The organism is Streptosporangium sp. NPDC023963 (assembly GCF_040639135.1).
Taxonomy (GTDB): Bacteria; Actinomycetota; Actinomycetes; order Streptosporangiales; family Streptosporangiaceae; genus Streptosporangium.
The window spans coordinates 727,003-752,706 of record NZ_JBEZZK010000002.1; the positions used below are offsets into that span (position 1 = coordinate 727,003).

Below are 25,704 nucleotides of genomic sequence, written 5' to 3' on the forward strand. Positions count from 1 at the left end.
TCGCGATAAAGAGAACGTGATTCACTCCGGCGTGCCGGGGCCTTTCCACCGAGAGGATTTCCGATGGGTACGCTCGGTTTCTGGAGATTGGCGCAGGCGGACCCCGAGTGGGTGGCCGCCGTCGACCCGGACGGCACCGAACACCGCGCCGGTGACCTGCTCGCCCGTGCCAACCGCCTCGTCCACGCCCTGAGGGGACTCGGGCTCAAGGCGGGCGACGGCATCTGCGGGCTCGTGCCCAACGGCTCGGACGGGCTCACCCTCTACCTCGCCGCCCTGCAGGCCGGCTGGTACTACACGCCGATCAACTGGCACCTCACCGGACCCGAGATCGGCTACATCGTCGCCGACAGCGAGGCGCGCGCCTTCTTCGTCCACGAGCGCTACGCCGAGGAGGGACTGCGCGGCGCCGCCGAGTCGGGCATCGCCGCCGACCGCGTCTTCGCGTTCGGGCGGGTCGAAGCGTTCGGGCGGGTCGAGGGGGTACGGCCCGTCGCGGAGCTGACCGAAGGACAGCCGGACACCGCCCCCGCCGACCGTACGGCGGGCGCCACCATGCACTACACCTCCGGCACCACCGGCAAGCCCAAGGGCGTGCGCCGCCCGCTCAGCGGCCTGGACCCGGACGAGGCCGCCGAGCTGATGTCGTTCCTGCTGACGCTGTTCGGCATCACCCCGGGCAAGGAGAACGTGCACCTGGTCACCTCGCCGAACTACCACACCGCCGTCACCCAGTTCGGGGGGACGGCCCTGCAGATGGGGCACACGCTCGTCTACATGGACAGGTGGGACGCCGAGGAGACGCTGCGGCTCTGCGAGAGGTACCGGGTCACCAACTCGCACATGGTCCCCACCCACTTCAAGCGACTGCTCGCGCTCCCCGGCGACGTGCGGTCCAAGTACGACCTCTCCTCGCTCAGATGGATGATCCACGCCGCCGCCCCCTGCCCGGTCCCCGTCAAGTGGGCCATGTTGGAGTGGTGGGGCGACTGCATCTACGAGTACTACGCGGCCACCGAGGGCGGTGGCACCCTCGCCACCCCGGAGGGCTGGCGGAGCCACCCGGGCACCGTCGGCACCGCCTGGCCGATCAGTGAGCTGCTCATCGTGGACGAGAACCTGGAGCCCGTGCCGGCGGGGACCCCCGGCACCATCTACATGAAGATGATGGGCGTCCAGTTCGAGTACAAGGGCGACCCGGCGAAGACCGCGGCCAACCGGCTGCGCGACCACTTCACCGTCGGCGACATCGGCTACCTGGACGAGGAGGGCTACCTCTTCCTCTGCGACCGCAAGGCCGACATGATCATATCCGGCGGGACCAACATCTACCCGGCCGAGATCGAGAACGAGCTGATGGTCCACCCCAAGATCGCCGACGTGGCCGTGTTCGGCATCCCCGACGAGGAGTGGGGCGAGCAGATCAAGGCCGTGGTCGAGCCCGCGGCCGGCGTCGCCCCCTCGCCCGAGCTGGCGGCCGAGCTCGTCGAGTCGCTGCGGGGCCGCCTGTCGAGGATGAAGTGGCCGAAATCCATCGACTTCATCGCGGAGATGCCCCGCGAGCCCAACGGCAAGCTCCTCAAACGCAAGCTGCGTGACCCGTACTGGGAGGGACACGAACGTGCCATCTAGCGACCTGTCCAGCGAAGACACCCGTTCGCCGCTGCGGGCGCGGCACGTGCTGGAGTTCCCCGGCGGATACACGCGCACGACCGGACCGGTGATCGGGCGCTTCCTCACCGAGCTCCGGGACGGGCGGCTCGTCGGGGTCCGCACGGCGGGCGGCCGCACGCTGGTGCCGCCGCTGGAGTACGACCCGGAGACCGGCGACGCCGTGACCGGCGAGTTCGTCGAGGTCGGCCCGGCCGGCACCGTGGAGAGCTGGGCGTGGGTGACCGCCCCGAGGAAGAACCACCCGCTGGACCGGCCGTTCGCCTGGGCCCTCATCCGGCTGGACGGCGCCGACACCTCGCTGGTGCACGCGGTGGACGTGGGGAACGCGGCGGACGTCAGGGCGATGCGCCCCGGGCTGCGGGTGCGCCCCCGCTGGCGGGCCGGTCGCACCGGGCACATCACCGACATCGAGAGCTTCGTCCCCGAGGTCACCAGGATCGTCTCCGAGGTCAGCGCCGAGTACACCGTGACGCCGGGCCGGGCGCTGACCCGCTTCCTGGAGGGCGTCGCCGAGGGTGTCCTCATCGGCTGCCGGTGCGGCACCTGCCACAAGGTCTACGTGCCCTACCGGCTGTCCTGCCCCGAGTGCGGGGTGTCGATCACCGAGGAGACGGTCGTCCCGGACACCGGCACGATCACCACCTTCGCCATCAACAACCTGCCCGACCCCCGGGCCCCCGAGGTGCCGTTCGTCTCGGCGTACATCCAGCTCGACGGCACCGACATCCCGATGATCGCCCTGGTCGGCGGGATCCCGGCCCACGAGGTGCGCCAGGGCATGCGGGTGCGGGCCGTGTGGGTGCCCGAGGAGGAGCGGACGATGTCCATGTCGAACATCAAGTGGTTCGCCCCCACCGGCGAGCCGGACGTGGAGCTGTAGATGCGGGAGATAGCGGTCGTCGCGTTCGCGCAGACCCGGCACAGCGCCGTCGACGAGGGACAGAGCGAGGCCGAGCTCATCCTGCCCCCGCTGGAGGAGGTGAGGGCCGCCACCGGGTTGCGGAAATTCGGCTTCACCTGCTCGGGGTCGTGCGACTACCTGGCGGGCGCGCCGTTCTCGTTCGTCTCCGCGCTCGACGCGCTCGGCGCCTGGCCGCCGATCTCGGAGAGCCACGTCGAGATGGACGCGGCCTGGGCGCTGTACGAGGCCTGGGTCAGGCTCCAGCACGGCGACGTCGACTCGGCCCTGGTCTACGGCTTCGGCAAGTCGTCGCAGGGGGACCTGCGGGAGATCATGACGCTCCAGCTGGACCCGTACTACCTGGCCCCCCTCGGGCTGGACCAGGTCTCCTTCGCGGCGCTGCAGGCGTCGGCCACCGGGGCCGATCGGGCCGAGCTGGACGAGATCGTGCGGCGCAGCCGCGCCGACGGCAGGGCCAACCCGTACGCCCTCGACCTGCCCGACCCTGCTGGGGAGGAGGCGGAGGTCGCGCCGCTGCGGCCGTACGACATCGCCCCGATCACCGACGGCGCCGCCGCGGTGGTGCTGGCGGCCGGCGACCTGGCCAGGGAGCTGTGCGAGCGCCCCGCGTGGATAACGGGGATCGCCCACCGCATTGAGCCGCACTACCTGGGCATGAGGGACCTCGCCCGGTCGGCCTCCGCCGCCGACGCCGCACGCGCGGCGGGTGTCGGCAAGGGTGACGTCGACGTGGCCGAGCTGCACGTCCAGTTCAGCCATGAGGAGATCGTCCTGCGCGAGGCGCTGGAGCTCCCCGAGGGCACGCGCGTCAACCCCAGCGGCGGCCCCCTCGCCGCGAACCCGGTCATGGCCACCGGCCTCATCAGGATCGGCGAGGCGGCCGGGCGCGTCATGGACGGCACCGCGGGCCGCGCCCTCGGGCACGCCACGAGCGGCCCCTGCCTCCAGCACAACCTCGTCACCGTGATGGAGGCATGAAGGTGGAGCGAACCCGACGCATCGAGCGGAGCGGAGCGAGCGGCCCGCGGAGCGAGCGAGGAGCGGTGAGCGACCATGGGTAACCCCTGCGCTGTCATCGGTGTCGGCCAGACCCACTACACGACCAAGCGGCGCGACGTCTCCCTCGCCGGGCTGGTCCGCGAGGCGGCCCTGCGCGCGCTGGAGGACGCGGGCCTGACCTGGAAGGACATCGACGCGGTCGTCATCGGCAAGGCGCCCGACCTGTTCGAGGGCGTGATGATGCCCGAGGCCTACCTCGCCGACGCGCTGGGCGCCGCGGGCAAGCCGATGATGCGGGTCCACACGGCCGGCTCGGTCGGCGGGTCCACCGCGCTCGTCGGCGCCTCGCTGATCCAGGGCGGCGTGCACGACCGGGTGCTGGTGGTGGCGTTCGAGAAGCAGTCGGAGTCCAACGCGACCTGGGCCCTGTCCACCCACCTGCCGTTCAGCGCCTCGCTGGTCGTCGGCGCGGGCGGCTACTTCGCCCCGCACATCCGCGAGTACATCCGCCGCTCCGGCGCCCCCGAGCACATCGGCCACCTGGTGGCCGTCAAGGACCGGCGCAACGCACTGAAGAACCCGTACGCCCACCTGAGGATCCCCGGCATCGACCAGAAGATGGTCGAGTCGACGCCGATGCTCTGGGAGCCGATCCGCTACCTCGACACCTGCCCGTCCTCCGACGGAGCCTGCGCGATGGTCCTGGCCGCGGAGGACAAGCTCACCGGCAGCACCCCCGCCTGGGTGCTCGGCACCGCGATGCGCTCCGAGCCGATCTTCCGCGCGGGCCGCGACACCGTGAACCCGCAGGGCGGCAAGGACTGCGCGGCCGACGTCTACCGGCAGGCCGGGATCACCGACCCGCGCCGGGAGATCGACGTGGCGGAGGTGTACGTGCCCTTCTCCTGGTACGAGCCGATGTGGCTGGAGAACCTCGGCTTCGCCGCCGAGGGGGAGGGCTGGAAGCTCACCGAGTCCGGGGCCACCGCCCTGGACGGCGACATCCCGTGGAACGCCTCGGGCGGCGTGCTGTCGAGCAACCCGATCGGCGCCTCCGGGCTGATCCGGTTCGCCGAGGCGGCGCTCCAGGTGCGGGGAACGGCGGGGGAGCACCAGGTGGACGGCGCCAGGCGGGCCCTCGGGCACGCCTACGGGGGAGGCGCCCAGTTCTTCGCGATGTGGATGGTCGGCAGCGACAAACCCTGATCCCCCAGGAGGGGTGCGAATGGAGTTCAACCACGCGGATCTGTTCGAAGGGGTCGCCGACGCGGTCGGGGACCGCACGGCCGTCATCTGCGGCGACCGCCGCATGACCTACGCCGAGCTGGACGCGCACGCCAACCGGCTCGCCCACTTCCTCCAGGGTAAGGGCGTGCGCCCCGGGCAGCACGTCGGGATCCACCTGTACAACGGCATCGAGTACGTGGCCGGGCTGCTGGCCGCCCTCAAGATCCGGGCGGTGCCGGTCAACGTGAACTACCGCTACGTCGAGGCGGAGCTGCTCTACCTCTACCGGGACTCCGACATCGTGGCCCTGCTGTTCGACGTGGAGTTCGACGCCCGGGTGGCGGCCACCGCCCCGGACGCCCCCCTCCTGGAACACCTGATCGCGGTGGGGGGACCGTCCCAGGTCGAGGGCGCGGTGCCGTACGAGGAGGCGCTGGCCGGGCAGCCGGAGACGCGCGGGTTCCCCGAGCGGTCGGGCGACGACCTCTACATCATCTACACCGGCGGCACGACCGGCATGCCCAAGGGCGTGATGTGGCGCACCGAGGACCTGTTCTTCGCCTTCGGCGGCGGCAACCCCTACGGCGAGCCGCGCGCCACCCCGGGCGAGGTGGTCGAGGCGGCCGTCGCGGCGGGCGAGATGACCATGATGGCCGCGGCCCCGCTGATGCACGGCGCCGCCCAGATGGGCACGTTCATCACCTGGTGCATGGGCGGCACGATCGCGTACGTCCGCAAGTTCGACGCGGCCGACGTGCTGCGGACGATCGAGCGGGAGAGGGTCCTGACGCTCAACATCACCGGGGACGCGATGGCCCGCCCGCTGGTCGAGGAGATCGCCACCGGCGCCTACGACCTGTCCTCGCTGTTCGTGCTGAGCTCCACCGGCGCGATCCTCAGCGGTTCGGTGCGCGAGCGCCTGGAGGAGCTGCTGCCCGGGAAGATGCTCGTCGACAGCTTCGGCTCCACCGAGTCCGGCTACACCGCCTCGGCGGTTCCCGGCTCCTCTCCCGAGTCCGGGCTGCGCTACCAGGCGAACCCCCAGGCCACCATGGCCGTGCTCAACGAGGTCCTGGAACCGGTCAAGCCCGGCTCGGGCGAGCTGGGCACCGTGGCCAGGAGCGGCCGCATCGCCTCCGGCTACTACAAGGACGAGGCCAAGACGGCCCGCACCTTCGTGACGGACAAGGACGGTGTCCGCTGGCTGCTCACCGGCGACATGGCCACGGTCGAGGAGGACGGCACCATCGCGATCTTCGGCCGGGGTTCCGCCTGCATCAACACCGGCGGGGAGAAGGTCTTCCCCGAGGAGGTCGAGGCGGTGCTCAAGGGCCACCCGGCGGTCTTCGACGCGGTCGTGACCGGCATCCCGGACGAGCGCTGGGGCAACCGGGTGGCGGCGGTCATCGAGCCGCGCCCCGGCACGGCGCCGACGGCCGAGGAGCTCGAGGCCCACTGCCGGGAGAAGATCTCCGGCTACAAGGTGCCCAGGACCTTCGCCTTCGTCGAGCAGATGGTCCGCTCCCCGGCAGGCAAGGCCGACTACCGCTGGGCCAGGACGACCGCCGAGGCCGCCCGTTCCTGACGGTCCTTTCCGCGTCACCCGCCCCGCGTGCCCCTGGCGAGCCGATGAGTGGTCAGGGGCCCGGTGGCGGCTCGCGGGCGGCGACGGCGACGGCGGTCAGGGGCCCGGCGAGGGTTTCCTGGCGATGAGGGCGACGGCGATCAGGTGGTCGCGGTGCAGCCGGAAGGTGCGGCGCATCGCGAGGACGCGCCGGCGGGCGTCGGGATCGGCGAGCAGGTTCCGGACGAAGCGCAGCGCGCCGAGCGGGCCCTCGTCGGCGACGATCCGTCGTGGCCGCAGCAGGGCCATGGGAGCGGTGTCGACCCGCTCGACGACCAGTCCGTGCGCCTGGAGCAGGGACCGCCATTCGGTGATCGTCTGAGGGCGGGCGTTGACCTTGAGGGATTGGGCGAGAGCCCGGCGGATGCCCGTCTTGACCGGCTCGGGCAGCGGGTCGGGAGTGAGCCCGAGTTCGTGGACGGCGTAGCGGCCGCCGGGCCGCAGCAGGCGGGCGGCCTCGGCGACGACGGCGTGTTTCGCCCGGTCGCCCCGCATGGTGAGCATGGCCTCGCCGATCACCACGTCGGCCGAGGCGTCGGGCAGCCCGGTGGCGGCGGCGTCGCCGAGGACGACGGTGCCGTGCCCGGCGACGACGCGGCCGGCCGCGGCCACCGCCACCGGGTCCTGCTCGACGCCGGCGTAGGAGCGCGGATGCCGGTCGAGGATCTCCCGCGCGGTACGCCCGAGGCCCGGGGCGAACTCGACCACGTCGGCACCGGTGATCTCCGCCCCTGCCAGGAGGACCCGGGTGAGTTCGGCACCGCCGGGGCGCAGGACGCGTTTGCCCAGGCGGGCGAGGAGGGAGTGGCCCGGCGCGTCACCGTCGGCGCGGTCGCCCGGCAGGGGCGCCCGGCCGGCCAGGCGTAGTGCGGGGCCGGTCGCCGGTGGTTTCGGGTCGCCCGCCCGTGGTGCGGGGCCGGTCGTCCGCGGCTCGCGGCCGGTCGTCCGCGGCTCGGGCGGGGGCGGGACCGTGGTCATCGGCCGGGGCTTCCGGCGACGGGCTCCAGCACCAGGGCCTGGCGGCTGCGGTGCACGGTGAGGTAGCCCAATCCGTCGGGTCCGGCGGTGAAGGCGCGCCCGGAGCGCCTGGGCAGCCACACCAGCGCGCCGGGCCGCAGGTCCAGGGTGTCGAGTTCGGTGGTGAGCCGGCCGGTGCCGTGCAGGACGTGCAGCAGGACGTCGAGATCCGGGCCGGTGTGCGCGTCGATGGTGGCCCCGGGGGCCAGCTGGATGACGTTGGCATCCAGGTCGCGCTCGCGCATCCCCAGTTTCCAGGCCGCGCCGGTCACGCCCGGGTTGACCGTGCCGGTGTCGTGCAGGACACGGGGCAGCGGGGTGGTGGCCAGTTTGGTGATCCGGATCCGCCAGGCCTCGGGGCCCTTGTCGAGATAGTCCCAGCCGTACCCGCCGGGGTACTCGGCGTCGAACTCGTCGCGCAGGTGCCGGGGATCGTGGTTGTTGACCAGCACGAAGGAGCCGCCGACGGCGAGGGCCCCGTAGGTCGCGAAGATCGTCGGATGCTTGTCGGGCTTGCGCAGGGGGCGTACGTCAAGTTCCTGGTCAGCCATGGTTTTTCCTCTCGTCCCCCTATTTATACAACTGAATTTTGTATAAACTCAAGTCCATGACCTACGTGATCGGAGAACCATGTGTGGACGTGCTGGACCGGGCCTGCGTGGAGGAGTGCCCGGTGGACTGCATCTACGAGGGCGCGCGCAGCCTCTACATCCATCCCGACGAGTGCGTCGACTGCGGCGCCTGCGAGCCCGTGTGCCCGGTGGAGGCGATCTACTACGAGGACGACCTGCCCGAGGCGCTGCGGCCCTACCTGGCGGACAACGCGAGGTTCTTCGCCGAGCCCCTGCCAGGCCGACCCGAGCCGTTGTCGTCACCCGGGGGCGCGGCCAAACTCGGCCCGCTCGGAGTCGACACGCCCCTGGTCGCGGGACTCCCACGGCGGAACTCGTGATCGGGACGGCCGAGCCCCGGCGGTACGGCGCGGACGTCGTGGGCACCGCGAGCACGGCCAGGAGGCCGGAGCCGTTCGCCGGACCTGATCCGCGTCCGCGTCCGGTGTGCCTCGGCCGGCCCTGGGGCACGTCGTGACCGAGATGCAGGCGCTCGCCATCAGCGCCGCCGTGACGTTCGTCTGGCTCGGCATGGTGCTGGCGATCTCCTTCCTGGAGGCGCCGCTGAAGTTCCGCGCCCCCGGTGTGACCACGAAGATCGGGCTCGGCATCGGGCGGCTGGTCTTCCGCGCCCTCAACACGGTCGAGACCGTGCTCGCCGCCGTGCTCCTGAGCGTGCTGGCGGTCGAGACCGCCGTCGTCTCCGGCCTCCCGCCGGCCGGCGCCGTCACCCCGGCGGCGATCGCGGTCCTGACCCTGGCCGTGCAACTGGCGGTGGTGCGGCCATGGCTGGCACGCAGGTCCGACCGAATCCTCGCCGGACGGGACGCGCCGCGCTCGAAGGGCCACCACGCCTACATCGTCCTGGAGGTCGTCAAGGTCGTCGCCCTGGCCGTCGCCGGGGTCACGCTCATGATGAGCTGAACACCGCCGGGGGCCCGGAGGGGAGGTCACGTGGCCCGGTGGGGTGTGAACCGGCCGGGGGCACGATCCGTTCCTGGGGTGTGATGCGTTTTCTGCGGACCGTCGTCCTGCTTCCGTTCCTCCTCGTGACCGGCTGCTCCGGGAACGGCACCACCGCCGCCGTCGAGACCACCGCGCCCGCCGTGGAACGGCCGGGTGCCGTCGTCGTCCGGTACGTCAGCTGCGGCGGGATGACGTGCGAGGGCGGGGACGGCATGAGCGTCACCGCCGACGGCCGGGCCGTCTCGCTGCGCGACGCGGAACTCGTCGCCGTCCCGCTCCCGGCGGCCGAGCTGCGCGACCTGCGGGCCGGGCTCGCCGAATCCCTGGCCGGGCGGGAGGGCACGCTCGACCGCACCGGAGGGGCCACCGACCAGCCCTTCGCCGTCGTCACCGTCGTGGACTCCGGCGGGAAGACCCATGAGACCCGGCTGGAGGGGACGCCGACGGCGGAGGACGCACCGGTCGTCGCCGCGACCGAGCGCCTCTCGAAGCTGACCGCCAGGATCCGCTCCACCGGCACGCCCGACGTCACCGCGCCGATCACGGTGACGATGCACGAGGACCCGACCGCCCGGCCCAGGCGGCAGGCGACCTGGCCCGAGGGGATCACCACGCCGATCGAGGCTGCGACCGGCGGCAACTTCGGCACCCTGACCTACCGGGGACGCGAGGCGACGACGCTGCGTGCCGCCCTGGGAAAGGCGGGGGACAACGTGACGGTGGTCGCCGGGGGCAAGACCTTGATCGCCCGCTGGGAGGCGATGCTTCCTTGACATCCTCACCGTCCGAAGACGGGGATTCCAATTGTTCGAAGGTGTCGCCCGCGAGGTTTTTCCCGATGCCGACAGCTGGCTTGGTCGCCGGCGACACGGACCCGAGTGAGAGCTGCGCCGGTTGGTCCCTGGCAAGGAAAGCGCTTACCTTAGGAAGATGGTCCGGCGTGACAGGATCCGTTGAGGAAAGGCACTCGTTTTGATCCACTCAATCGACCCCAGGACCGGCGAGTCCGTCGGGGATCCCTTCCCCCTGACCTCGGACGACGAGGTGGACGCGATCGTCGGGGCGGCTCTCGCGGCCGGGCCCGCCTGGCGTACGGCGGACCGGGCGGCGGCGCTCGAAGCGGTCGCGGCGGCGCTGGAGGCGAACGTCGAGGAGCTCTGGCGGGCGGCCGACGCGGAGACCGCGCTCGGGGAGACCCGGCTGCGCGGGGAGGTGGGGCGGGCCGCCGGCCAGTTCCGGCTCTTCGCCCAGGTGCTGCGCGACGGCGGGCACGTGGAGGCGGTGATCGACCACGCGACGGCCCAGCCGCCGGTTCCCGACCTGCGGCGGATGAACCACCCGCTGCCCGGCGTGGCAGGGGTCTTCGCGGCGAGCAACTTCCCGTTCGCGTTCTCGGTCGCGGGCGGCGACACGGCCTCGGCGCTCGCCGCCGGGTGCCCGGTGGTGGTCAAGGCCCATGACGGGCATCCGGCCACCTCGGAGCTGTCGTGGCAGATCATCCGGCGCGCCCTGCCCGACCCGGCCCTGCTCGGCCTGGTCCGCGGGCTCGACGCGGGGAGGCGGCTGGCCGTACACCCGTCCGTGGCGGCCGTCGGGTTCACCGGCTCCATCCCCGGGGGCAAGGCCATCCAGGCGCTCATCGCCGAGCGTCCCGACCCCATCCCGTTCTACGGCGAGCTGGGCAGCGTCAACCCCGTCGTCGTGCTGCCCTCGGCCGCCCGCGAGGGCCTGGCCGAGGGGTTCGCCGCCTCGCTGACCCTCGGCGTCGGCCAGTTCTGCACCAACCCCGGCCTGGTGTTCGTCCCCGACGACACCGAGCTCCTGGTGTCGGTCTCCGAGGCCGTCTCCGCGACCGTGGGCGGGCCGATGCTCACCGAGCGGATGCAGGGCGGCTACCTGCGCGGGCTGGCCAGGCTCGGCAAGCTCACCCCGCTGGCCGAGGGGCAGCCGGGCGAGGGGGCGTTCGCGGTGACCCCGCAGGTGTTCGTCACCGACCTGGCCACGTTCGCCGCGGACCTGCCCGACCTGGTGGAGGAGTGCTTCGGCCCGGCCGCCCTCGTGGTGGTCTACGACGACCCCGCGGACCTGCCCGCCGTACTGGAGAGGCTGGACGGCTCGCTGACCGCGACGATCCACGCGGCCGACCCCGCCGAAGCGCGCGGGAGCGCGGAAGTGCTGCTCAAGAAGGCGGGACGGCTGATCTGGAACGGCTGGCCGACCGGGGTGGCGGTCCGCTGGGCCATGCACCACGGCGGTCCCTGGCCCGCCAGCACGGCCGCCGCCCACACCTCGGTCGGCGCCGCCGCGATCCGCAGGTGGCTGGTGCCCACCGCCTACCAGGACTGGCCGGCCCAGCTCCTGCCGCCCGAGTTGCGCGACGACAACCCGCTGGGCATCCCCCGCCGGGTCGACGGGGTCCTCGTCGAGGGACGCGCCTGACTTTTCCCGTCGCCTGACGTTCCCGCCGGTCGCCTGATGTTCCCCGCCGGTCTCCGGGCATTTCGGAGACCGGCTCGGCGCCGTTCCCTTTCACGTCGCTCCCGTTCGTGCCGTTCCTGCTCTCGTTCCCGTTCGCGTCGTCCCGTTCCCGTGGCTCCGGCCCAGGGTCTGCTGGTTTTTCAAGGTTGAGCGGGGCCGTCCGAGCTAAGATCAATCCCCGTGCTTCCGGATGGTTTATGGCGAATTATCAGGATTGGGATAGTAGGCCTGGTTCTTGCGGCGGCGGTCGCGGGCCTGGTGCTCGGCGATGCCTGGCTCTGGGTGGCCGTCGAATGGTCGTCGCCGCCCTATATGGAGTTCTACGCGCCCGACGGGTTCGACACCCTGACGACTGTGGCGCTGCTCGTGGCCGCCCTGGTGAAGGCCGCGCTCCTGTGGCTGATCCTGCGTGCCCCCGCGCCGGGACCGCTGGACCGCCGGGAGAAGGCGCTGCGCCGCCTGCTGTATCTGGCGGTGGCGTACACCCTCGTGCTGTGGTACCCGATGGCGCTGCTCCCCGACGCGGTCGACGCGGCGTTGCAGCTCGCGCTGTGGACCGCGATCGACGTCCTCTACCTGCTCGTCATCCGCTGGCGGTCCCGCACGCTGCGCGCGGCGGTCGCGGTGATGTTCGCGGTCGGGCTGGCCGGGATGGCCAACGAACTGCTCGACGAACTCGACCTCCCAGACCTTGAGTCGGGCATCGTCGTCGGACTGGGCCTGATGCTGGCCGGAGTGGCGGCGACCATCCTCACGGTCGTCGGGCAGCGGCGCGACGGGCGGTGGAGTCTTGGCACGCTGGTCGCCGGGTGGTTGTCGGTGGGCGTCTACGTGCTGGTGATCCCGCTCAACTTCCTCTCCGAGGGGATCTCCGGCGGGAGGCTGGTGATTCTGGTCATGATGGACGCGATGGGGCTCGTCAGCACCGTGTGGATCGCGGCGACCGCCCGTGAGATGCCCGCCGGGGGCCGCCCGGCGGACCCTCCGCCCGCGCGGCGGCGCGTGGTCCGCGTCGCGGTGGCGGCCGTGGCCGTACTGCCGGTCATCGCACTGATCCACCCGGAGCAGACCCCGCACCTCACCTACACCGGCTGGTCGATGGACTGCTATGCCCGGCCCGGCTTCGGCGACCTGAAACCCGCGGAACGCGACGCCGCGTTCCTGTGCCGGGCGCGGAGCACGGACGGCGGGGTCCCGCCCATGTTCCCGGACAGCCTGTCGGACCAGCAGATCCTCGCGTCCGGGCGGGCGCTGTGCCGTGCGAAGGACCGCGACGAGCAGCAGGCGATTTTGGCGCGTGCCGGGAGCGAGCGGTCCGCCTGGGGCGTGGACCCGTGGGACCTCGTCTACGTCTGCCCGGAGATCGTCGGCGCGACCCATCCCGAGCTGCTGCGGTCGGCCGCGGAGGCGGAGGCGGCGAACACCGCCTACATCGCCGAGGAGAACGCGAAGTGCCGCGACCCGTGGCCCCGGACGAAGGGGGTCGTCCAGGCCACGGCCAAGTACTTCCTGTTCGCCGACGGTGATCACGGCTATCAGGTCCACGACCCCGAGGACGAAGGGGATGAAGGGGACGAAGAGGCGTGGGAGCGGGCGATCGACAAGATGTACGACGACGGCACCTTCATCGGGGTGACCCGCACCGCGGTGCTCATCGGGCACATCGAGGACGTCATCGACCTGTGTCTCACGGTGAAGGCCTTGCGCACCGCGCCGCCACGGCGGACGGCCGGGTGGCAGCAGGTCAACGAGGTGCCCATCATCAGCCGCAGCGGCCGGCTCACCGTGCCGGAGATGGGCGACGGAGAGGTCGGCGCGGGTGCCCCGATGCCGAACCTGGCGATCGCGGGGAAGGGCCGCTACCGGCTCCGTGTCTACGTGCGGGTCGGCGAAGCGGGGGAGGAGCACCTGGTCGTCGTATTCCCGGGTGCGTCGAAGAAGAGGATCACGCTGAAGTCGTGAGCGGTGGCGGGACGCGTACGGCTTCCGCATCTTCGGAAACCAGTGGTCACGCGCCCGCCACCCCACCACTGGCTTCCGCGTCTTCGGAAACCAGTGGTCACGCGCCCGCCACGCCACCACTCACAAGAGCCGAGGACGCCTCGACCCCGCTTGGCCTCCAAGGGCCGGGTCTGTTTCGGCTTGCTCTAACACCTAATTAAAACGTAACAACAAAAACAGTCTTCCCTGAGTGGGGTTCTGTCGGAAATGTCGCGTTAATCGGCCATTGACGGCCACGAAATGCTGATCTACTGTCCAGTCAGTTTTAAATCGATTTACTCCGTCTTGGTTCGCCCTGCCTTTTCGCCCCCCACGGATCGCAAGGAGACGGCATGCCATTCCCCTCCCTCCACCCCGGCCGGTTACGCACGGTCTTATGGACAGCCCTGTGGACGCTGGCCCTCTGCGCGCTGGTGGCGGGGCTGCTGCCCGCCGTCGCCGCCCCGGCGCGGGCCGCCGCCCCGGTCGGGCTCGCCGGGGCCGGCTGGATCTGGTCCCCCGGCGGGGACGCGCGGCAGTCCGTGCCCGCCGGCACCCGCTACCTGCGGCGTACGTTCACCGTCCCGGCGGGCGCCGTCACCGAGGCGCAGCTCGTCGCGACCGGCGACGACACCCTCGACGTCTGGCTCAACGGAGTCCCGCTGGCGACCTCGCCCCGGGCCGAGCACTCCGTCCGGCTGGCAGCAGCCCGGCTTCTCCGACGCCTCCTGGCCCGCCGCGCGAGTCGTCGCAGCCTACGGCTCCGGGCCGTGGGCCTCGAACGTCTCGGCCGCCGAGGCGGCCCCGTACCTGCGGAAGGGGTTCTCGCTCGGCAGGCCGGTGGCCGAGGCGCGGCTGCTGGTCACCGCGCTGGGCCTGCACGAGACCCGGATCAACGGCACGAGGGTCGGCCAGGAGGTCCTCGCCCCCGGCTGGACCGACTACGACAAGCGCCTGGCCTACCGCGCCTTCGACGTGACCTCGCTGGTCCGCCAGGGTGACAACGCCGTCGGCGCGCAGCTCGGCCGCGGCTGGTACGCCGGATCGCTCGGCTTCGCCGGAAGCCAGAGGTACGGCACCCAGCCCTGGTACTCGGCGCAGCTCCGGGTCCGCTTCACCGACGGCACCGAGACCACCGTCCTGACCGACTCCTCCTGGCGCACCGCGCCGGGGCCGATCGCCGCCGACGACCTCTACCACGGCGAGGAGTACGACGCCCGCGCCGCCCGCACCGGCTGGGACGCCTCCGGGTTCGACGACTCCGGCTGGAGCGCGGTGCGGGTACGCGCGGAGGCGAAGCCTGCCCTCGTGGCGGCCGTCGACCCGGGCGTGGTCGTGCAGCAGGACATCGCCGCGCGGTCGGTGACCCAGCCGAGGCCCGGCGTGTGGGTGGTCGACCTGGGGCAGAACTTCACCGGCTGGAACCGGTTGCGGGTGCGTGGCCCGGCGGGCACCACGGTGACCATGCGGCACGCCGAGGTGCTCAACGCCGACGGCACGATCTACACCGCCAACCTGCGCGCCGCCCGGCAGACCGACAGGTTCACCCTCGCCGGCACCGGCGCGGACGAGGTGTACGAGCCGAGGTTCACCGTGCACGGCTACCGGTACGTGGAACTGACCGGCTTCCCCGGCACGCCGGCCACCGCGAGCCTCACCGGCCGGGCCGCCTGGACCGGCGGAGCGCCGACCGGCGTCTTCGACTCCTCCAGCGCGCTGGTCGACCGGCTCCAGCACAACATCGTGTGGGGCGCCCGCTCCAACATGCTGTCGGTGCCCACCGACTGCCCGCAGCGCGACGAGCGGCTCGGCTGGACCGGCGACATCGCGATCTTCGCGCAGACCTCGACGTTCAACTTCGACGTCCACGGCCTGCTGGACAAGTTCTCCGACGACCTGACCGACGCGCAGCGCGCGGACGGCGCCTTCACCGACGTGGTCCCCGACGTCTGCTGCGGCGCGGGCAAGGCGGGCTGGGCGGACGCGGGCGTCATCGTGCCCTACACGCTGTGGCAGCGCTACGGCGACCTGCGCGTCGTCGACGAGCACTACGCGGGGATGAAGCGCTGGGTCGACTACTCGCGCGCCACCTCGGGAGCCGATCTGATCCGCGACCAGGACACCTACGGAGACTGGCTGAACGTCAACGACGACACGGCCGAAGACCTGATCTCCACCGCGTACTTCGGGTACAGCGCCCGGCTGCTGTCGCGGATGGCCGCGGCCACCGGGCGGACCGCCGACGCCGCCTCCTACGGCACCCTGGCCGACCAGGTGGCCCAGGCGTTCACCGCCAGGTTCGTCGCCGCCGACGGCACCGTGTCGGGCGACACCCAGACCGGGTACGTGCTGGCGCTGTCGTTCGGGATGGTGCCGCAGAACCGGGCCCAGGCGGTCGCGGACAGGCTCGCCGCGAAGGTGGCCTCGCGTGACGGCCACCTCAGCGTGGGCTTCCTGGGCGTGGAGAACCTGCTGCCCGTCCTGGCCGACCACGGTCACCTCGGCACCGCGTACCAGATCCTGCTGCAGCCCGGTTATCCCGGCTGGGGATACATGAGCGGTCGCGGGGCGACCACGATCTGGGAGCGCTGGGACGGCATCCGCACCGACGGCTCCTTCCAGGACCCGGGGATGAACTCCTTCAACCACTACGGCCTCGGCTCGGTGGGCGACTGGCTGTACCGGACGGTGGGCGGCCTGGGCCCCGACACCCGCGACCCCGGCTACCGCCGGATCACCATCGCGCCGCGCCCCGGCGGCGGGCTCACCTCGGGCAGGTCCGACCTGCGGACGCCGTACGGCAGGGCGCTCAGCGACTGGTCGATCGGCGGCGGGACGCTGACGCTGCGGGTGGAGATCCCGGCGAACGCCACGGCCACCGTCCGGGTCCCCTCGGCCTCGGCCGCGGCGGTCACCGGCCCGCCGGAGGCGGTGCCCATGGGCCACGAGGGCGGCGCGGCCGTCTTCCGGCTCGGCGCCGGTTCGTACACCTTCACGGCGCCCGCCTGATAAGACCTTCACGGCGTCCGCCTGATAAGACCTTCACGGCGTCCGCCTGACACGCGGGAACACCTGCGGGCCCCGGGGAGCCGGGGAGCCGGGGCCCTCGGCGGCGGATCCAGGTGCCGTCCGGGGCGTGCGGCGGTCCTCAGCGGACCGCCGCACGCTCGCATGCGGCGGTCGTCAGCGGATCTCGCCCACGCCCGCGTGCCGGGAGACCGAACGGTCCACCGCCCGGGCCGGTTCGATCGCCGTGTGCAGGACGGGGGTCCAGCCCGCGTCCGTGCCGAGGTCGGGGTCGTTGGCGGCGTTGTGGACGGCGACGAGGTCGACGGGGGCGACCCGGCCGCCGACGCGGAGCACGTTCCCCCTCGCGGTGAGGGCGGTACCGCCCCAGTTGTAGAGGAGGTCCGAGGGGTCGACCGCCCGGCCCAGCCGGAAGAAGTTGTTCTCCGCGAAGATCTGCGACTGCACGCCCACACCGAGGGCGTACTGGAAGGCCGAGGCGTCGGGGATCTCGTAGTAGTTGTTGTAGACGTGCACCTGGCCGAAGCGCACGCGCGGGAGCCGCTGCAGCACGTTGTCGAAGTGGTTGTGGTGGACGGTGACGTTCAGCTTGCCCGTGTCGTTCGCCGGGTTGTTGGTCGAGCCGATCAGCATCGTCTTGTCGTGGCCGGAGAACCGGTTCCAGGAGGCCGTGACGAAATTGGAGGCGTGGGTGATGTCGAGCTGCCCGTCGTGCACCTGGTAGGGCCTGCCGAAGTACGGCGGCTGCTCCGAGTCCGGGTTGTCGCCGTCGGTGAAGGTGTTGTGGTCCACCCACACGTGCGTCGAGCCGGTCACCGAGATGTTGTCGTAGAGGGAGTTCCAGTTGCCCTCGGCGCCGTCGGTCGGGGTCCACCGCGGGAAGCAGTCGGCGGTGTCCTCGAAGTGGATGTTGCGGATGATGACGTTGTCGACCTTGTCGACGTGCAGGTTGACGCCGCGGATCCGCGCGTGCTTGCCGAGGCCGACGATGGTGGTGCCGGAGCCGACCTTGAGCCTGATGTGGGCGGTCTGCCTGGCGGCCGAGGCGACGCGCGCGTCCTCCAGCGGGCCGGAGGGGTCGGTCTCCCTGCCCCACACCGCGGGGTCGTACGCGGCGAGGTATGCCTCCAGCGTGTAGCCGCCGGTCGCGTAGTCGGCGCAGGTCCTGTCGGTGTCGACCGTCCCCTTCACGTAGATGATCTTCGGTGAGGGGGCGGCGAGCGCGGTGGCCAGCTCGGTGCGGGTGGAGACGGTGTGCACGTTCGACGCGGGCGCGGCGGCGCCACCGGTGGTGCCGGGGCCCTCGGCGGCCCAGCCGTCGTTCGCGGGCAGGGTCTGCCGGCCCAGGTCCGGCCGCCGGCCGGCGGCCTCCGACGAGGTGGTGCCGCCGGAGGCGGTGGTCTCCGGGACGTCGGCGCTCAGGGCCAGGGCGGTGGTCTCCGGAACGCCGGCACCCAGGGCGGTGGTCTCCGGAACGCCGGCACCCAGGGCGGTGGTCTCCGGGACGCCGGCACCCAGGGCGGTGGCGGACGCGGGCGGGGCGGCGAGGATTGCCAGGGACAGCAGGGTGGTGAGCGCGACGGCTCGTTTCACGGGGATTCCTCCACAGGTCAGGTGGGAGGGAGGCTCCGTACGGCCCCCGAGAGCCTTCCGGATGGTGGAGACGGGCGCGCCCAGGTCAGGGATGGACGCGCCCGCCTCGCTGTAACGGCTCGGCCGCCGTCGCGCCGCGTGCACGACGCCTGCGCTTCGGTCAGCCTGGCCGCGAACGTGTCCAGGAGGTTCCGGGGGCCGGGCCGCCGCCGGAGGGCGGCCGCCCCACCCCGGGACGGCGCTCGCTCCAGGGCACCCGGAGTTCCGAGTAGAGCGCCAGCCGTTCCGCGCTCGTCGCCGTCACCTCGGCGATCCTGGGCAGCACCCGGCGCTCGTCGCCGATCTCCTGGAACACGTCCGGTATGGCCAGAGGCTCGGGCGCCCGCCGCACCGCGTCGAGGACGCGCATGAAACCGGCGGTCCTCTCCAGCGGTACGAGCAGGCCAGCGCCATCGCGGACGTGCGCGACGAGGTTCTCCAGCAGGTCGGTCCTGGGGTGGACGACCGAGGTCCCGTCGAACTCGACCCGGTCCTCGGTGTAGGTCAGCCGGATCCGCCCGCTCTCGCCGTGCACGATCAGGTACGGCTCGTGCCGCCGGTCCGCGCACAGCGAGACCGCGACCGTCACGACCGTCCCGTCGTCCATCCGCATCCGCGCGCACGAGGTGTCGTCCGCCTCGATCATGTTGGCCCGGTAGAGCTCGACCTCGACGTCCTCGACCTCCGCGCCGGAGACGGCCAGCGCGGTCGCGGTCGCGTGCGCGAGCGGGTTGGTGAGCACGCCGTCCACCACCGGGACTCCGTCGACCTCGCGCCTCCCGGCCCACGGTACCCGGCCGTAGTAGGAGTAGGGCCGCTCCCAGGCGCCCGCCGCGCCGATCCCGGTGACCCGGCCGATCGCCCCTTCGGCGATCATCCGCCGGACGGCCGGGATCGCCTCCGAGCCCAGGCTTTGGAACCCCACCTGGCAGGCGAGCCCCGTCTCCCCGGCCGCCGTGACGATCCGGAGGTAGTCCGCGTACGTGGCGGCGGGCGGCTTCTCCAGCAGCACGTGCGAGCCGGCGCGCAGCGCCCTCTCCGCCAGCGCGGCGTGGGTGTGGATGGGTGTGCACAGGATCGTCACCTCGGCGCCGGTACGCCCGATCAGCCCGGCCAGGTCGCCGGAGAACTCCGTCCCCTCGGGCAGGTCGTCGACGGGCCGCACGTCGCACACCCCGGCCAGGTCCACCAGCCCGGTCTCGGCCAGCCGCCGGATGTTCGACAGGTGCCACCAGCCGTGCCCGTGCGCCCCGGCGAGCACCACGCGAACCGGTTCCATCACGCCACCTCCCATCGCCGTCCCCGTCCACCGGGCTGATCAGGTCCGGCCCGCCGCACCGTCATCGGCCGTTCACCGCCCGGCCGGGGCCGGGCCGGATCCGATCAGCCCGGCGAGCTCCTCCGCGTGTTCGTGTCATCCGCCGATGCTCCCTTCCGAATCGGCGCCACGGGCTGCAACCGGTTGCAAGAAACATTGAGGACATCTTCCCGCAACGTCAAGGGCCCAATTTGGTAAATCGCTCCTCATCTGCGGATTTTTCGGTATTTCTGATAGCCAGGGGTATACAACCGATCCCGTACCGCTTCGCAAAGCATCCGATTCCGGCGTTGACAGTGACGCAACCGCTTGCACTAATGTGCTTCAGGGCCCCGATGCCGGGTCAGGGCGAAGGAGCATGGTGGCAGCGACGATCAGGGACGTGGCGCGGGCGTCGGGAGTGCATGTCTCGACGGTGTCCCGCACCTTCTCGGCGCCGCATCTGGTGAACACCGAGACCCGCAACCGCGTGCTCGCCGTCGCCGAGGATCTCGGCTACCGCCCCAACCGCGCCGCGCGGGCCCTCACCACCGGCAGGACCCACAACATCGGCCTCATCGTCGCCGACATCTCCAACCCGTTCTTCCCGCCGCTGATCAAGGCCGCCCAGGCGCACGCCAGAGCCCGCGACTACCACGTGTTCGTGGCCGACACCGACGAGGACCCGCAGGTCGAGGAGGAGCTGATCCAGACCCTCGCCAAGCAGGTCGACGGGGTCCTGCTCTGCAGCCCCCGGCTGTCCAACCGGGCCATAGAGCGTCTCCACGCCGACGTGCCGTTCGTGGTGGTCAACCGGCAGATGAAGGGCCTGCCGACGATCCTGATGGACGTCGGCCAGGGCGCCCGCCTCGCGATCGAGCACCTGACCGGCCTCGGCCACCGCAGGATCGCCCTGCTCTCCGGGCCGAGCGGCTCGTGGACCAGCGGTGAGATGCGCGCCGCCGCGACCGCGATGGACGGCGTCGAGCTGGTCACCCTCGGCCCGAACGCGCCCACCGAGCAGGGCGGCCTCGCCGTCGCCGGCGAGGTGGTCGCCTCCGGGGTGACGGGCGTGCTCGCCTACAACGACCTGGTGGCCATCGGGCTCATCGAGGGTCTGTACGAGCGCGGCGTGCGCGTCCCCGACGACATCAGCGTGGTCGGCGTCGACGATATCGTGTCAGGGCGGCTGAACCGCCCCAAGCTGACCACCGTGGCCATGCCCACGGCCGCCGCCGGGCGGATGGCGGTGGACCTGCTGCTGCAGTCGTTCGGCGACGGCGCCACCCCCACCCTGGCCACCCTGGACACCAGCCTGGTCGTCCGTGAATCCACCGGAGAGGCGCGACAATGACCTTCGGAACCACCCCCTCGGGCGAGCGGGTCGAGCGGCACGTGCTGTCGAACGGGCGAATGCGCGCCGCGGTCCTCGGCTACGGGGCGATCCTGCAGTCGCTGGAGGTCTCCGGCGTCGACGTGGTCCTCGGCTACGACAACCTCGACGACTACCTGACGCGCAGCCGCTACTTCGGCGCCGTGGTCGGCCGGTACGGCAACCGCATCGCGGACGGGCGCTTCACCCTCGACGGGCGCGACCACGAGCTGCCGGTCAACAACGGTCCCAACAGCCTGCACGGCGGGACGCACGGCTTCGACACCCGGGTCTGGCGGATCACCGCCGCCTCCGACACCGCCGTGACCCTGGAGTACGTGAGCCCGGACGGCGAGCAGGGCTATCCCGGCACGCTCACCGTCTCGGTCACCTACACGCTGACCGGCGACGCGATCCGGCTCGACTACCAGGCGGTCACCGACGCGCCGACCGTGCTGAACCTCACCAACCACTCCTACTTCAACCTCGCCGGGGGCGGCGACGTCCTCAAGCACGTGGTCCGCATCGACGCCGACCACTACCTGCCGGTCGACGCCACGCAGATCCCGACCGGGGAGCTCGCCCCGGTCGCCGGGACCCCGTTCGACTTCACCTCGCCGTACGAGATCGGCGAGCGGATCGCCGACCCCGCGCTGGGCGGCGGCTACGACCACTGCTACGTCCTGCGCGGCGGCATCGAGGTCCACGAGCCCGCCGGAGGGCTCACCATGGAGGTCACCACCACCGAGCCGGGCGTGCAGTTCTACACGGGCAACTTCCTGGACGGCGTCGCCACCGCGTACGGCAAGCACGCGGGCCTGTGCCTGGAGACCCAGCACTTCCCCGACTCGCCGAACCGGCCGGACTTCCCCTCCGTGGTCCTGCGTCCCGGCGAGCGGTTCGACTCCACCACCACCTACCGCTTCACCTGACGGCCCCGGGGAGGGCGCCGGGACGTGACCCCACGCCCCGGCGCTCAGGCCCTGGCCGTGGCGTGCTCGCCGCCGAGGGCCGCGACGGCTCCCAGGCCGAGATAGACGACACCGCTGGTGACGTCCAGGCGGCGGCGGGCGCGGGCCGAGCGGCGCAGGCGGCCGGCCATGGCCGAGGCGAGCAGGGCGAAGGCGCCGTCGCTGGCGATGCCGAGCACCGTCCAGATCAGGCCGAGCAGCACGATCTGCGGGGCGATCGGCCCGGCCTCCGGGTCGGCGAACTGCGGCAGGAAGGCGAGGAAGAAGATCGCGGTCTTCGGGTTGAGCACGTTGACCACGAAGCCCTCCCAGAACATCCGGGACCGGGTCGCGGTCCGCGGCTCGAAGGACTCCTCCCCGTTCGAGCGGGTCATGAGCTTGCGCACGCCCAGCCAGATCAGGTAGGCGGCGCCGAGATACTTCACGATCGTGAAACCGGTCGACGAGGCCGCGAGCAGGGCGCTGACGCCCAGGGCGGCGGCGGCCACGTGGACCAGCGAGCCGAGGTGGATGCCGAGTACCGACACCAGCCCGGCGGACCGGCCCTGGGCGACGCTGCGGGTCACGATGTAGAGCACCGCGGGCCCCGGCACGAGCAGCAGGGCGAGGGTCGCGGCGGCGAAGAGCGCGAGAGCAGGCAGATCTGGCATATCCGGATCGTAGGGTCACCGGTTTTCCCGGCGCCTCACATTTTCACCGCCTGGCGGCTCCCGCCCGTCACGGGGCGCCCGTACCGCTCAGCGCCTGGACGGGCCGTTCCGCAGCGGTATGGGCGGCCGTCACCGAGGTCAGGGCGGCCAGCAGGGCGGTGGTGGCCGGCGGGTCGGGGGGCTCGCCGTAGGTGGCGGCGTAGACGTGGCGGGTCGAGCCGGGAAGCTCGATCATGTTGATCCTCGGATGCCGGTGGGCGTGCAGGGCGAGTCCCGGCAGGGCGCTCACCCCGATCCCCGCGGCGACCAGGGCCTGGACGGCGACGACGTCGTCGGTGGTGAAGGCGATCTCCGGCTCGAAGCCGGCCCTGGCGCACAGCTCCAGCAGGTGGGTGCGGCACCGGTCGCAGCCACCGATCCACCGGGAGTCGCGGTAGGAGGTCAGCTCGCCGACCGGACCGGAGGTGACCAGGTAGCTGGGGTCGTCCAGCAGGTGGAGCAGCCGGATCCCGTCGCCCTCGGGGGCGGTGTCGTCGTAGCGGAAGATGACGGCCACGTCCACGTAACCGGCCTTGAGCATGCGCAGCGCGTCGGGAGGCTCGGTCTCGGTCAGGCGCAGCTCCAGGCCGGGGTGCCCCCCGGCGAGGACGGCGGCGGCCTCCGGCACGAACGTCCCCAGGGCGGAGGGGAAGGCGGCCAGCCTGACCCGCCCGGCACGCAGGCCCACGTGCGCCGACAGCTCCGCGGACGCGGAGTCGAGGCGACCGATGATCTCGACGGCCCGCTCGGCGAGCAGCCGACCGGCCTCGGTCAGCCGGATGCCCCGGCCGACCCGCTGGATCAGCTTGGCCCCGGTCTCGGCCTCCAGTTTCGCGAGGTGGTGGCTCACCGAGGGCTGGGAGTAGTGCAGCTCCCTCGCCGCCGCGGTCACCGAGCCGTGCCGGGACACCGAGGCGAGGACGCGAAGTCGCACGATATCGAGCATGTATTAACTTTATCTATGGATGAGCAGGAAGATGGGCATTGGACGCTATGTATCTCCTCGCCGCATCCTTGAGGCATGACAACCTTGACGCTCACCCGCCCGGGCCTGGCCGAACTGGTCGCGGGGGTCAGAGACCTCGTGGACCCGTCCGCCGACGCTCGGACCACGGCCTTCGCCGTGGCCGGGCTGCTGCGTGAACGGCTGCCGTCCCCCGGGATCCTCACCGAGGAGGAGCGCCTCGGCGACCCCGACCGCTATGTCGGCCACACCCTGCACGCCGAGGAGGACTTCTCGATCGTGGCCGTGGTCTGGCGGCCCGGGCAGAAGACCGTGATCCACGACCACATCGCCTGGTGCGTGTTCGGCGTGCTGCAGGGCGTGGAGTACGAGACCCTCTACCGCGACCACGGCGACCACCTGACCGAGATCGGCAGGGCCGCCAACCAGACCGGTGAGGTGAGCGGTTTCGCCCCGCCCGGCGACATCCACCGCGTCCACAACACCGGTGACGAGACGGCCATCTCGCTCCACATCTACGGGGCCGACCTCAGCGCCGCCCCCACCAGCGTCCGCCGCGTCTACGAGCTGCCCGTTCGCTGAACGGGTCGTCCTGCGCCCCGCCCGTCCGGTGAGGCGGGGACCACGGGTCCGGCTTCCCCACACGAGCCGGGCCCACCCCCCCCGGCCACCCGCCGCCGGTGAGCGAGGACCGCTCGGCCGGCCGCCGAGTCGCCCTCCCGGCGATCGCCGGGAGGGCCCCATCGTCGGAACCTGAGGCGTCAGACCGCCGTGGAGCCGTACTCCTGCAGGAAGAGTGCCTCGGCGGTGGCGGTGCGGCGGAACTCCTCGATGTTCACGCGCTCGTCAGACCGCCGTGGAGCCGTACTCCTGCAGGAAGAGTGCCTCGGCGGTGGCGGTGCGGCGGAGTTCCTCGATGTTCACGCGCTCGTTGGGGGCGTGGATCGCCGCGTCGTCGTCCTCGGCGCCGAAGAGCAGGATCGTGGCGGCGGGGAACTGCCTGACGAAGGTGGAGACGAGCGGGATCGAGCCACCGGCGCCGACGTCGCGCGGGGGACGGCCGAAGGCGCGTTCCATCGCCCGGTTCAGCGCGGAGCGGGCCGCGCCGCCGGTGTCGGCCAGGTAGCCGGAGCCCATGGTGTAGTCGCCCACGTCCACCTGGACGCCCCAGGGGGCGACCTGCCGCAGGAAGTCGACGACGGCCTCGACGGTGGTCTTCGGGTCGCCGGCCGGGGGCACCCGCACGGTCACCCGGGCCCTGGCGACGGCCTGGACGGCGTTGATCGCGCCGGAGACCGTCGGCACGTCCAGGCCGGTGACCGTGATCGCGTACGAGGCCCAGAGGCGGTCGGCCAGCGAGCCGGAGCCGACCGTGGAGACGCCGTCGAGCACGCCCGCGGTGGCGCGGAAGTCCTCCTCCGACGGCCCGGAGCCGAGGAAGCTGCCGCGCGGCAGGCCGGGGACGCGGATGTCGCCGTGGTCGTCGTGCAGGGCGGCCAGCATCCGGATCAGCGCCGCGAGGGCGTCGGGGGCGGCGCCGCCGAACGAGCCGCTGTGCAGCGACTCCTTGAGGGTGCGCACCTCGATGGTGAAGGCGCCCATGCCGCGCAGCGAGGTCGTCACCGCCGGGTCGCCCACCCGGGGGTTGCCGGTGTCGGCGACCACGATCGCGTCGGCGCGGAACAGCTCGGGGTTGCGCTCGACGAAGGATTCCAGGCGCTCGCCCGCGTACTCCTCCTGGCCCTCGACGATGACCTTGACGCCGACGGGGAAACGCCCCTGGAAGGCGCGGAGCGCCGCGACGTGGGAGATGACGCCCGACTTGTCGTCGGCCGCGCCGCGGCCGTGGATCGCTCCATCGATCTCGGTCGGCTCGAAGGGCGGGGTGCGCCAGAGCGCGAGGTCCCCGGTGGGCTGCACGTCGTAGTGCGCGTACAGCAGCACGGTCGGCGCGCCGGGCGGGGCGGGGGCCTCGGCGTAGACGGCGGGGAAACTGCCCTCGACGGGGATCTGCTGGACACGCGGCAGCCCGGTGCTCCGCAGCAGTTCCTCGGTCACCGCGGCGGCCGCGTGCACGGGCTCCTCCGGATGGCCGGGGAAGGCCACCGAGGGGATGGCGACGAGCCTTCTGAGGTCCGCTATCGCCTGGGGCATGCCGGCGGTCACGGCGTTCTCGATCTCGTCAGGAGTCACGACTTTCCCCCGCATCTCAATATCTGGTGCGTCCTATTGGATCACAGCCGCAGGTACGGCC

General features: G+C 72.0%; 21 protein-coding genes. 14 read left to right on the forward strand and 7 right to left on the reverse strand.

All coding sequences use genetic code 11. The features are described from left to right. Nucleotides 1-63 precede the first annotated feature (63 nt). From AB0F88_RS09235 to AB0F88_RS09255, 5 genes are all read left to right on the forward strand, one after another. Nucleotides 64-1,632, forward strand: coding sequence for an acyl-CoA synthetase (locus tag AB0F88_RS09235; protein WP_362679431.1), 1,569 nt, complete (start codon nt 64-66; stop codon nt 1,630-1,632). Continuing rightward, complete coding sequence (locus AB0F88_RS09240; RefSeq protein ID WP_362679434.1) at nt 1,622-2,554, forward strand: OB-fold domain-containing protein; 933 nt, start codon at nt 1,622-1,624, stop codon at nt 2,552-2,554. The genes AB0F88_RS09235 and AB0F88_RS09240 overlap by 11 nt, the downstream gene beginning before the upstream one ends. After that, the gene (locus tag AB0F88_RS09245) at nt 2,555-3,574 is read left to right on the forward strand and encodes a thiolase domain-containing protein (protein ID WP_362679437.1); all 1,020 of its coding nucleotides are present in this window, start codon (nt 2,555-2,557) and stop codon (nt 3,572-3,574) included. Between the two features lie 75 nt (nt 3,575-3,649). Next, nucleotides 3,650-4,801, forward strand: coding sequence for a thiolase domain-containing protein (locus AB0F88_RS09250; protein ID WP_362679440.1), 1,152 nt, complete (start codon nt 3,650-3,652; stop codon nt 4,799-4,801). Between the two features lie 19 nt (nt 4,802-4,820). Next, nucleotides 4,821-6,407, forward strand: a complete 1,587-nt coding sequence (locus AB0F88_RS09255; protein ID WP_362679442.1) for an acyl-CoA synthetase — start codon at nt 4,821-4,823, stop codon at nt 6,405-6,407. Between the two features lie 96 nt (nt 6,408-6,503). Here AB0F88_RS09255 and AB0F88_RS09260 read toward each other — a convergent pair whose 3' ends face one another. Both AB0F88_RS09260 and AB0F88_RS09265 read right to left on the reverse strand, forming a co-directional pair. After that, nucleotides 6,504-7,424: a methyltransferase domain-containing protein gene (locus tag AB0F88_RS09260; protein WP_362679445.1), complete on the reverse strand. Its 921-nt coding sequence runs from the start codon at nt 7,422-7,424 to the stop codon at nt 6,504-6,506. Further along, the gene (locus AB0F88_RS09265; RefSeq protein ID WP_362679448.1) at nt 7,421-8,014 is read right to left on the reverse strand and encodes a DUF2249 domain-containing protein; all 594 of its coding nucleotides are present in this window, start codon (nt 8,012-8,014) and stop codon (nt 7,421-7,423) included. The genes AB0F88_RS09260 and AB0F88_RS09265 overlap by 4 nt, the downstream gene beginning before the upstream one ends. A 56-nt stretch (nt 8,015-8,070) precedes the next feature. On the opposite strand from AB0F88_RS09265, the gene fdxA reads away from it, so the two are divergent. From fdxA to AB0F88_RS09295, 6 genes are all read left to right on the forward strand, one after another. Next, complete coding sequence (fdxA, locus tag AB0F88_RS09270) at nt 8,071-8,415, forward strand: ferredoxin (protein WP_362679451.1); 345 nt, start codon at nt 8,071-8,073, stop codon at nt 8,413-8,415. 142 nt (nt 8,416-8,557) lie between these two features. Continuing rightward, a complete protein-coding gene (locus AB0F88_RS09275; RefSeq protein WP_362680609.1) occupies nt 8,558-8,998 on the forward strand; it encodes a hypothetical protein in 441 nt (146 codons plus the stop codon). 83 nt (nt 8,999-9,081) lie between these two features. Then, a complete protein-coding gene (locus AB0F88_RS09280) occupies nt 9,082-9,813 on the forward strand; it encodes a hypothetical protein (RefSeq protein WP_362679454.1) in 732 nt (243 codons plus the stop codon). Nucleotides 9,814-10,012: 199 nt separating this feature from the next. After that, nucleotides 10,013-11,479: an aldehyde dehydrogenase (NADP(+)) gene (locus AB0F88_RS09285; RefSeq protein WP_362679457.1), complete on the forward strand. Its 1,467-nt coding sequence runs from the start codon at nt 10,013-10,015 to the stop codon at nt 11,477-11,479. Between the two features lie 297 nt (nt 11,480-11,776). Further along, entirely contained in the window at nt 11,777-13,480 is a 1,704-nt protein-coding gene (locus tag AB0F88_RS09290) for a hypothetical protein (RefSeq protein ID WP_362679459.1), read from the forward strand. Between the two features lie 858 nt (nt 13,481-14,338). Next, nucleotides 14,339-16,507, forward strand: a complete 2,169-nt coding sequence (locus AB0F88_RS09295; RefSeq protein WP_362679462.1) for a family 78 glycoside hydrolase catalytic domain — start codon at nt 14,339-14,341, stop codon at nt 16,505-16,507. Between the two features lie 174 nt (nt 16,508-16,681). Here AB0F88_RS09295 and AB0F88_RS09300 read toward each other — a convergent pair whose 3' ends face one another. Both AB0F88_RS09300 and AB0F88_RS09305 read right to left on the reverse strand, forming a co-directional pair. Next, nucleotides 16,682-18,118: a pectate lyase gene (locus tag AB0F88_RS09300; protein ID WP_362679465.1), complete on the reverse strand. Its 1,437-nt coding sequence runs from the start codon at nt 18,116-18,118 to the stop codon at nt 16,682-16,684. A gap of 160 nt (nt 18,119-18,278) precedes the next feature. Beyond that, on the reverse strand, nt 18,279-19,436 hold the full coding sequence (locus AB0F88_RS09305) for a Gfo/Idh/MocA family oxidoreductase (protein ID WP_362679468.1): 1,158 nt from the start codon (nt 19,434-19,436) through the stop codon (nt 18,279-18,281). A 400-nt stretch (nt 19,437-19,836) separates the two neighbouring features. On the opposite strand from AB0F88_RS09305, the gene AB0F88_RS09310 reads away from it, so the two are divergent. Next, on the forward strand, nt 19,837-20,808 hold the full coding sequence (locus tag AB0F88_RS09310; RefSeq protein WP_362679471.1) for a LacI family DNA-binding transcriptional regulator: 972 nt from the start codon (nt 19,837-19,839) through the stop codon (nt 20,806-20,808). Continuing rightward, entirely contained in the window at nt 20,805-21,758 is a 954-nt protein-coding gene (locus AB0F88_RS09315; RefSeq protein WP_362679474.1) for an aldose epimerase family protein, read from the forward strand. Before AB0F88_RS09310 ends, AB0F88_RS09315 begins: the two co-directional genes overlap by 4 nt. 44 nt (nt 21,759-21,802) lie before the next feature. On the opposite strand, the gene AB0F88_RS09320 is transcribed toward AB0F88_RS09315, so the two are convergent. Continuing rightward, nucleotides 21,803-22,447 (reverse strand): LysE family translocator, encoded by a 645-nt coding sequence (locus AB0F88_RS09320; RefSeq protein ID WP_362679477.1) that lies wholly within the window; start codon nt 22,445-22,447, stop codon nt 21,803-21,805. A 67-nt stretch (nt 22,448-22,514) separates the two neighbouring features. Then, a complete protein-coding gene (locus tag AB0F88_RS09325) occupies nt 22,515-23,432 on the reverse strand; it encodes a LysR family transcriptional regulator (protein ID WP_362679480.1) in 918 nt (305 codons plus the stop codon). 75 nt (nt 23,433-23,507) lie between these two features. Here AB0F88_RS09325 and AB0F88_RS09330 point away from each other — a divergent pair, with 75 nt between their 5' ends. Continuing rightward, the gene (locus tag AB0F88_RS09330) at nt 23,508-24,032 is read left to right on the forward strand and encodes a cysteine dioxygenase family protein (protein WP_362679483.1); all 525 of its coding nucleotides are present in this window, start codon (nt 23,508-23,510) and stop codon (nt 24,030-24,032) included. A gap of 264 nt (nt 24,033-24,296) precedes the next feature. Here AB0F88_RS09330 and AB0F88_RS09335 read toward each other — a convergent pair whose 3' ends face one another. Beyond that, nucleotides 24,297-25,643 carry a M20/M25/M40 family metallo-hydrolase gene (locus tag AB0F88_RS09335; RefSeq protein ID WP_362679486.1) on the reverse strand — a complete coding sequence of 449 codons (1,347 nt, stop codon included), beginning with the start codon at nt 25,641-25,643 and terminating at the stop codon, nt 24,297-24,299. Between the last annotated feature and the right edge of the window lie 61 nt (nt 25,644-25,704).